The 9,725-nt window shown below is 66.8% G+C and carries 4 protein-coding genes; all 4 read left to right on the forward strand.

Going from position 1 to position 9,725, the window contains the following annotated elements:
* Positions 1 to 4,910: Ig-like domain-containing protein (locus JWP90_RS05070; RefSeq protein ID WP_297360550.1), on the forward strand; the 4,910-nt coding region annotated here is incomplete at its 5' end.
* Between the two features lie 50 nt (positions 4,911 to 4,960).
* Entirely contained in the window at positions 4,961 to 5,929 is a 969-nt protein-coding gene (locus tag JWP90_RS05075; RefSeq protein WP_297360552.1) for a MoxR family ATPase, read from the forward strand.
* 6 nt (positions 5,930 to 5,935) lie between these two features.
* Positions 5,936 to 7,336: a DUF58 domain-containing protein gene (locus JWP90_RS05080; protein WP_297360555.1), complete on the forward strand. Its 1,401-nt coding sequence runs from the start codon at positions 5,936 to 5,938 to the stop codon at positions 7,334 to 7,336.
* Positions 7,333 to 9,621, forward strand: coding sequence for a transglutaminase domain-containing protein (locus tag JWP90_RS05085; protein WP_297360557.1), 2,289 nt, complete (start codon positions 7,333 to 7,335; stop codon positions 9,619 to 9,621). The genes JWP90_RS05080 and JWP90_RS05085 overlap by 4 nt, the downstream gene beginning before the upstream one ends.
* The last annotated feature ends 104 nt before the right edge of the window (positions 9,622 to 9,725 follow it).

Here is a 9,725-nt window from a genome sequence, read left to right on the forward strand (position 1 = left end):
GGATCGAAGCACCGAGCGGCACAGCTCTGCAATTCCGCGCCAACGGCGACCACGTCGTGCTCAACGACGCTGTGTCCGGAGCCTCGTGGGCCGTGCAGTCCCAGAACCAGCTCATCGACAACTGGGATGAACTCATCGACGTGGATGAGAACGAGCAGAGGATCGACGACAACCAGGAAGACACTCCGCCGGAGTACGAACAGACCCAGCTCCCACCGACCGCGGTGCCTGACGCATTCGGTGCGCGCGCCGGCCGGACCTCGCCCCTCCCGGTTCTGCTGAATGACATCGACCCGAACGGTGACGTGTTGATGATCGCGAGGTACACCGACCTCGATGCCTCCTTCGGCAAGCTGGAACTGGTGAACAACGCCCAGCAGCTGCAGGTGACCCTCCCCCCGGATGCCGTCGGAACGACGCGATTCGAGTACACGATCACCGATGGCCGGGGTGGCTCATCCTCGGCGGAGGTCACGCTGACGGTGAAAGCGCCCGAGGAGAACGGGCCGCCGGAACAGGTGCGCAAGTCCAAGGCCTCGGTCGCCGAAGGCGGACGGCTCACCGCACAGACGCTCGGAGACTGGGTGGACCCGGACGGCGACCCGTTCTACCTGACCCAGGCGAACATCACCGCCCCCGACCAGGTGCAATTCACCCCGGACGGCACGCTCATCTATACAGACTCCGGCGTCGGTGGAACGCTCAAGGCGATCGGTCTCGTCGTCTCAGACGGCAGTGCAGACGGAGCGGGGACCTTCTCCGTGACGGTCTACCCTGCCGGCGAAGTGCCCATCATCGTCGAGTCCTTCGCTGTGCTCGCCTACGCCGGCCAGGAAGTGACTGTTTCCCCGTTGCCGCACGTGCGTGGCGGGTCAGGACCGCTTCGCCTGGTCAACGTGCCGGCGAAAGAGGGTGCGACGATCACCCCCGACTACAACGGCGGTGTCTTCCGGTTCGCGAGCTCCCAGGCGCGCACCCACACCATCGAATACGCGGTGACGGACGGCAACCGCACGCAGACCGGCCTCGTCCGGATCGATGTGCTCGCACCACCGGAGGCCGGCGCGCCGCCGGTCACCATCCCGCACACCGCATACATCCGGGAACAGAGCACGGAACGCGTCGACGTGCTCGCCGGTGACTTCGACCCAGCGGGGGGAGTGCTGGTCGTCACCGGTGTGTTCGACATTCCCGCCGAGTCCGGCCTGCGCGTCGAAATCCTGGAGCAGCGGATCCTGCGAGTCACGCTGACGACGCCTCTCGACGCCCCGGTGTCGTTCAACTACCGCGTCTCGAACGGCACAAGTGAGGCGCAGGGGACAGTGACGGTGATCCAGATCCCCACCCCAGCCGTGCGCCAGCCGCCGGTCGCCTACCCCGACTCGGTATCGGTGCGCGTCGGGGACGCCATCGACATCCCGGTCCTGGACAACGACACGCATCCGGATGGGGAGACATTGAGCCTGAGCCCCACGCTGGCCACCAGCCTCCCCTCCGATGCCGGGCTGCTCTTCACCTCGGGCAGAATGTTGCGTTACCTCGCGCCGGACAAGCCAGGCAACTTCACCGCGTCCTATCGGACGGTCGCACCTGACGGGCAGTGGGCGGACGCGCAAGTGACGCTCAACGTGCGTGAGGTGGATGCCTCATCGAACGCTGCCCCCGTTCCTCAGACCGTGATCGCCCGTGTGCTGAGCGGAGAACGGGTGCGGATCTCTATTCCGTTATCCGGCATAGACCCGGACGGTGACTCGGTCCAGCTCGTCGGCCAGGCCTCGAACTCGGAGAAGGGATCCGTCGTCGGCACCGGCAAGGACTGGTTCGATTACGAGGCGGGCGCGTACTCCACCGGCACTGACAGCTTCACGTACACGGTCATCGACGCGTTGGGAAGCCAGGCCACCGGTGTCGTTCGCATCGGCGTCAGCGGGAAACTCGACGGGTCGCGGGTTCCGGTCGCCGTGGCCGACGACGTGATCACCAGACCCGACCGCACCGTCGCTGTCCCCGTCCTGGTCAACGACTCCGACCCGGACGGTGGAGCGCTCAGCGTGATCTCTGTGGAACCCACGGGCGACGGCGCTACGGCGACGATCGACGGCGACCTCGTGCGCGTGACAGTGCCCACGGGCGAGGGGCGGTTCGGTTTCGTCTACGAGATCGAGAACAGCTGGGGCAACACGTCGACGAACTTCCTCACCGTCGTGACGAGGAACGACGCCCCACTCGCCCGGCCCGTCACCAGCGACATCGTTCTCACCCTCGATGACATCCTCGACAAGTCGAGCGTCGACGTCAACGTGCTCTCGCAGGTGTTCTTCGCCGAGGGTGCTGTGTCCAGCCTGCGAGTCTCGCTACCTCTTCCCGGCAGCGGCGCCGAGGTGCTCGACAACAAGCGGATTCGCGTGCAGGTGGGAAACAAATCGCAGATCATCCCGTTCAGCGTCAGCCGCCCCGACGACGAGGAGATCAGCGCAACCGCGTTCGTCTGGGTGCCCGGCCTCGACGATGCGCTGCCACAGCTGGCTGCCGGGACTCAACCGGTCACCGTCGAAAGCGGTAACTCGGTCACCATCGACATCAACGATTACGTTCTCGCCGCCGGGCGTAAGGCTGTGCAGTTGACGGATGCCGCAAAGGTGCGAGCCTCGCATGCGAACGGCGATGAGCTGGTCACCGACGGCGACACGATCACCTACACCAGCGCTGAGCGGTATTTCGGACCGGCATCGATCTCCTTCGAGGTGACAGACGGGGCAAGCCCCGGCGACCCCAACGGGCGCGTCGCCACGATTGTCCTGCCGATCACGGTGACCCCGAGGGACAACCAGCCGCCGGTCTTCGCGGGTGGGCTCGTCGACTTCGAACCCGGGCAGCAGAAGGTCATCGAGCTGCCGAGGCTCACGACGTATCCGTACGCCGACGACACAGACGAGCTCGCGTACTCGATCCTCGACCCGCGCCCGGCCGGTTTCACCGCCGCCATCTCCGGACAGACGCTGACGCTCACGGCTGCGGAAGACCTTCCGATCGGGTCAGAGCGGGGGATCCTGATCGGCGTACGCGATGCGGTGAACCCCGGTGTTGGCGGTCGAATCGTGCTGAACGTCACCCCGTCCACCCGACCGGTCGCCGTTCCGGCGACGGACTCCGTGATCGTGAAGCGGGGCACGAGCGAGGTCGTCGACGTGCTGCAGAATGACGCAGCGACGAACCCGTTCCCGTCGACACCGCTCCGCGTCGTCGGCGTCCGAGGGCTTGGCGGTGCGCTGCCGCCAGGGGTCTCGGTTTCTCCGAGCGCAGACAACCGCCAGTTGAGCGTCGCCGTCACAACGGGGGCCGCCGCAGCGGACACGATGCTGCAGTATCAGGTGGCGGATGCCACCAACGACCCGTCGAGATACGCCTGGGGCTCCGTACAGATCTCTGTGCAGGACCGCCCGGACCCGGTATCGAACGTGCGCATGACCGGCTTCGGCGACCGATCGGTCACCTTGGCATGGGAGCCGGGTGCTGCGAACAACTCGGCGATCACCGGCTTCAGCGTTGCGCTGTTTCGCGCCGGATCTGGCGAGTCGCTCGGCGTCACGGCATGCCCAGGGACGACCTGTGACATCCCGACGCCAGGCAACGGGCAGGACAACGCGGTCCGTGCAGAGGTCTCAGCCGTGAATGGCATCGGTGCTTCGGCCGCTCAGCGGACCCCTGAGCCGGTCTGGTCGGACGTCGTGCCTGCTGCACCCGCGAACCTCAGCGCTGCGCCTCTCAATGGGGGACTACGGATCAGCTGGACTCCGGTGGTTCCGGAACGCGGGAGCTCGGTCAAAACGTACGTGCTCGGCGTCGGCGGTGCTTCCCCGCTCAACGTCAGTGCCAGCCGCTGTTCGTCATCGGTGTGTTCGGTCGACGTCATGAATCTCACGAACGGCTCCCAGGTGCCGATTTCGGTTTCCGCTCGGAATGACGCGTACCCTGCCCTGTCCACATGGAACTCGTCGACCGGTGTTGGCACGCCGTTCGGTCCGCCGCACGCCGCTGCCATCACGGCGAAGAGCAACCCGGCGGCAGCGACGGTCGATGTCACCTGGGACCCGTTCGGGAGTAACGGCGACCCCGTTCTGGGCTATTACGTCCAGCGGCTGACCTCGAACGCAGTGCCGACAGGGGCTCAGAGCTGCTCCGTCACGAATCCTGCCCCCGGCACAGTGGTGCCGCCGCAGGCCGGCGGGAACGTTGCCGATCTGCAAGGGCCGTTCAGCTCCGCAGGAAGTGCCCGGTTCGCTGGACTCGACGAACCGGATGCGACCTATTACTTCGTCGTGTGGGGTTACAACCGCGCCGGATGCGTGTCCACGGCCGTCGCCGAAGCCTCGGTCCGCTCGCGTCCCGCTGACATACAGGGCGTAACCGGCGCGATGGTTCCCGTCAACGACGGGACCGTCTGGGACTACTCCGTCAGCAGCATCTCTCCGGTGTCCGGTGGTCACTATGAGATCCGCGGCGTCGACCAGCGCGGCAACGCGACCACCGGCTGGTCCACGTTCTCCGCGGGCCTGCCGAGCGCCCTCATCGGCCGCTCCTTCGGCACCCCGGTCAGCTTTGAGATTCGGGACTGCCGAAACGGCTACGACCTGTGCGGGGATTCCCTCCTCGTCACCGCGCCGGAACCGACGATCACCCTCGTGCCATCGGGTCTTGTCTACGACGACACGACAACCAGCTTCAGTTGGGCTGCCGACCCGCCCAACGGTGGACTGCCCGCAGGTTACACCTGCGCGTGGGAAGGATCTCCAGACGAGACCGGGCAGTCGACGAACAATACCTGCCTGCTTCCGCAGCCACGGGGTGAAGGCCGGGCGACATTGACCGTAACCGTCAATGGCCATTCGTACACCGATTTCAAGCCATGATGGTTCCTGCACCCGCTCGCAACAGAACCGACTCGGAAGAGGCCACACAGATGACGATGACCCCCGAACAGGCGAGCTGGTTCGCCGGGATCTGCGACCAGCTCGTCGAGAACGTCGAGCAGGTCCTCCTCGGCAAGAACCACGTCATCCGGTTGTCGTTCACCGCGCTGCTCAGCCGCGGCCACCTGCTGCTCGAAGACGTCCCGGGAACGGGCAAGACCTCTCTCGCCCGCGCCATCGCCGAGAGCATCGCCGGAACGTCGAACCGTGTCCAGTTCACCCCGGACCTGCTCCCAGGCGACATCACCGGTGTGAGCATCTACGACCAGCGCAGCGGGGAGTTCGCGTTCCACCGTGGACCGATCTTCTCGAACATCGTGCTGGCCGACGAGATCAACCGGGCGAGCCCGAAGACCCAGTCCGCCCTGCTCGAGGTGATGGAGGAGCAGCATGTGACGGTCGACGGCGTCACCCACCCTGTCGGGTCGCCGTTCATGGTCATCGCAACACAGAACCCGATCGAGCAGGCGGGGACCTACCGGCTTCCCGAAGCGCAACTGGACCGCTTCATCATGAAGACCTCGATCGGCTACCCCGATCACCAGTCGACCCTTCGCATCCTCGAAGGATCCGATGTGGCCGACAACACGCTGCTGAGCCCGGTGGCATCCGCTGCGACCATCACCGAGATGACCCGGATGGCGACGACGGTGTATGTGGACGCGTCGATCAACGATTACGTCGCGCGGATCATCGAGGGGACGCGAACCGCGAGTGAGATCCGTCTCGGGGCCAGCGTGCGCGGCGCCCTCGCGCTCATCCGTACCTCGAAGACCCTTGCCGCGGTATCGGGCCGTTCGTTCGTGATCCCCGACGACGTCAAAGCCCTCGCCGACACCGTCCTCGCCCACCGGCTGATCCTGGACCCTGAGGCTGAATTCGACGGCGTCAACCCGTCGAACGTCATCGCCCAGGTCCTGATCGACACCCCGCCGCCCAGCGACAGCCAGGTGGCCTAGGCACCAATGGTCAACCGGAACATCGCGGCAGAAACGGCGAGGAAGAACGGAACCCGCCTTTCCCGTGCCGATGCGCCGGGCGTGCTCGGGGAAACTCAGCTGATCAACGCGCGGACCCGACTCGTCGGCGCGCGGCAGGGCAGGCTCGCCGACACGGTCGTCGCGGTCGTCAGGTCCTGGCGGCGGATACGACGGGTCGCGCGGAGCTGGTGGGAGGCGCTCGCCGCGGTCGTCACACCGCTCGGATGGGGCATCGCCGTCTCCGTTGTCGTCGCGTTCCTCGCCGGGTACGGTCTCGGCTGGCTCGAGCTCGTCGCTGTCGGCTGGGCCGGACTGCTGGTCATCGTCGCGGCCGTCCTGTTCCTGATCGGCAGGACGTCGCATGATGCGACGCTCTCGATTCCGGTGAACCGGGTCGTCGCAGGAGAAAGCGCGGTCGGGCAACTCACCGTGACCAACCCGACCAGGCGTTTGCTGCCCGGAACACGGATCGAAGTGCCCGTGGGCGAGGGACTCGCCGACTTCCAGCTGCCGGCGCTCGCGCCATCGGGCAGGTACGAGGACCTGTTCACCGTCCCCGCGCTGCACCGCGGCGTCATCCCGGTCGGCCCGGTCCGCGCGGTGCGCGCCGACCCGATCGGACTGGTCCGCCGCGAACGGGGGTGGGATGAACAGGTGGACCTGTTCGTGCATCCGCGCACGATTTCGGTAGCCAGCATGAGCAGCGGGTTTGTGCACGACCTCGAAGGAAACGCGACGAGAGACCTCACCGACAGCGACGTGTCGTTCCACGCGCTGCGCGAATACATGCCAGGAGATGCGCCTCGCAGCATCCACTGGAAAAGCACGGCGAAGACCGGCCAGTACATGGTGCGGCAGTTCGAGGAGACCAGGCGCAGCCACCTCATGCTCGCGATCAGCCTCGCTGAGGAGGACTACGCAGGTGATGAGGACTTCGAGATGGCCGTCAGCGTCGTCGGGTCACTCGGTGTCCGTGCCATTCGTGACGGCCGGACGATCTCGGTCGTCGCGAGCGAATCGACCCCTGAGTTCGCCAGCAGGCGGCTCCTCGCGGTGAAGAACATCGCCGCGGTGAGCGGCTCGCGGCTGCTGGACGACCTGAGCCGTATCGACCGCTCCGAGACTGCGCTACCGCTAGTCGACCTGGCGCGTGTCGCCGCAGACTCGATCGCCGGGATCTCCCTCGCCTTCCTCGTCTGCGGTGCCGCCGTGTCGGTTTCTTCGCTCCGCCACGCGGCAAGCCACTTCCCGGTCGGTGTCGAAGTGATCGCCGTGGTCTCTGATCCCGAAGCCGTGCCGAGCTTCAAACGCGCGGGCGAACTGACGGTGCTGCGCATCGGCTACCTGGAAGACCTGCAACAGTCGATGGCCAGGGCGAGCGCATGACGCGGTTGGGACGCGGGATCCCCGTCACCGTTCTCTTCGCGGTGGTGTCGGTCTCGATCGCCTCAAGCGTGTGGTGGCCTGTGTACCAGTCGCCACAGTTTCTCGTCGTGTCCATCGGTGCGATCGTGTTCGGCGCCCTGATCGCCCTTGCCGGATCGCTGTTCCGACTGCAAGGGATCGTGGTGCTGGGTATCACCCTGCTGGTTTACCTTGCCATTGGCGTGCCGCTGGCCATGCCGGACCGTGCGGTTGGCGGGTTCCTCCCGAGCCCTGACGCCCTGATCGACCTCATCGCTGGTACCGCGCGGGCGTGGAGGGAACTCGTCACGATTCTCGTGCCTGTCGGCACATACCAGGGCCTTCTGATTCCCGCCCTGTTCGGCATCCTCAGCACGACGGTGCTCACGATATCCGTCGCGCTCCGTGCGAAACGGGCGGAGTTCGCCGGGCTGTGGCCGGTCCTTCTCCTCGTGCTCGGAATCGCCTTCGGGCCGGAGGAGCCATGGTTTCCCCTCGCCATCGGACTGAGCCTCAATCTGGTTCTCCTCGGCTGGCTGATCTGGTTGCGAGGGATGCGGCACAAGGCACACCTGAGCAAGCAGACGGCTGTGGTGGCCAGCGTCTCGCCGTCCAGAGGGGAACGTCGCCGTGCAGGGATCGTCGGGGCGATGAGCGCCTCGCTCATCCTCGCGGTCGCGATCAGCGGCGGTGCTGTGCTGGCAACCGCGTTACCCGCAGAAACCCCGCGCAACGTTCTCCGCAGTCACATCGAGCAGGCTTTCGATCCCCGGGACTACCCGAGCCCCCTGTCAGCGTTCAGGCGCTACCTGCTTCCGGATCTCGTCAATCAGCCTCTGCTCTCCGTCACCGGAATCCCACAGGACCGGCGCGTCCGCCTGGCCACGCTCGACACCTACGACGGGGTCGTGTACCGCGTCGGCGGACCGGAGAGCCCCAGCTCGTCAGGCACGTTCGTCCGGGTCCCGCATCGGCTGGAGCAGACGGCGAGGGGCGAACGCGTATCGATGACGGTCGAGGTCGACGCCCTCTCGGGCATCTGGCTCCCTGGCGCCGGCCACCTCGCCGAGATCCGCTTCACGGGAAGGAACAGCGACGCTCTCGCCGATTCGTTCTTCTACAACGACGTCACCGGTTCGAGCGCTGTGCTCACCGGCCTGACCCGAGGTGACAGCTACCGCCTGACCTCGGTCGTCACGCCGACGCCCTCACCACTGGACCTCGCAGCTATCCGGCCAGGGACGGCTGAGCTGCCGCCGTTCGCCGACGTTCCAGCGGCCCTCACCGACCGTCTCGACAGCTACACCGAAGGGATCAGCGCACCGGGCGCGCAACTCGTCGCGATGATCGACGGCCTGAAGACCGACGGTTACATCAGCCACGGAGTCGGCGCAGACGAACCGGTCAGCAGGTCGGGTCATGGCATCGACCGGATCGAGGAACTCCTCACCGACCAGCCGATGGTCGGCGATGCGGAGCAGTACGCCGTCGCCGCCGCGCTGATGGCGCGCGAACTGGGCTTCCCCGCCCGCGTCGTCATGGGATTCCTGTCTCCAGAGGCGGATCCCGGTGGAAGCGTCCCCCTCCGCGGCGGAGATCTCAGCGCCTGGATCGAGGTGCAGGACTCCGCCGGACGCTGGCTGACCGTCGACCCTGTGCCTCCCGTCCGCGAGGTCCCGGAGGAGCAGCCGGAAGACCCGCAGAAGGTTTCCCGTCCGCCCGCAATCGTTCAGCCGCCCCTCGAGGAGGACGACGAGGAGATCGAACAGGTGCCACCTGCCGACAGCGAGCAGAACGACGACGCCCCCGCCAACCCGTTCCTCGCCGCCGTCCTCGCGGTCGCCAGGGTCGCGGGCAGCGTCCTGCTGGCGCTCGCCCTGGCCGCCGCACCGTTTCTCGTGGTGATCGCCGCCAAGGCCAGGCGCAGGGTGCTGAGGCGCCGACGAACGCACCCGGCCGACCGCATCCGTGGTGGCTGGGACGAGTTCGCTGATTCCGCAATCGACTACGGGGTCCAGCCGCCGCCATCCGCGACCCGCAGGGAAGTCGCCACCGCCGTTGGCGGCAAACGAGCCTTCGCGCTGGCATCCGTCGCCGACCGAGCCACGTTCTCCCTCGAACGGCCCAGCCACGAAGACGCTGACCGGGTCTGGGCCGCCGTCGACGATCTACGGCGCTCGCTCGCCACCGGTCGGACTCGGCGACAGCGGTTCCGCGCGGCGAGTTCGCTCCGTTCGTTCCGTTCGCTGCGGAGCCGCCGGCGCTGAGCGCCTGACGCTCTCCCCGCGATAGGGTCGAACTCAATCCGGAAGGAGCCCTCATGCGGTTACAGGGAGTCGGCGTTGGGCGTGGCATCGCCCACGGACCCGTC

The organism is Mycetocola sp. (genome assembly GCF_025464835.1).
In the GTDB taxonomy this organism is placed as follows: Bacteria; Actinomycetota; Actinomycetes; order Actinomycetales; family Microbacteriaceae; genus Mycetocola_A.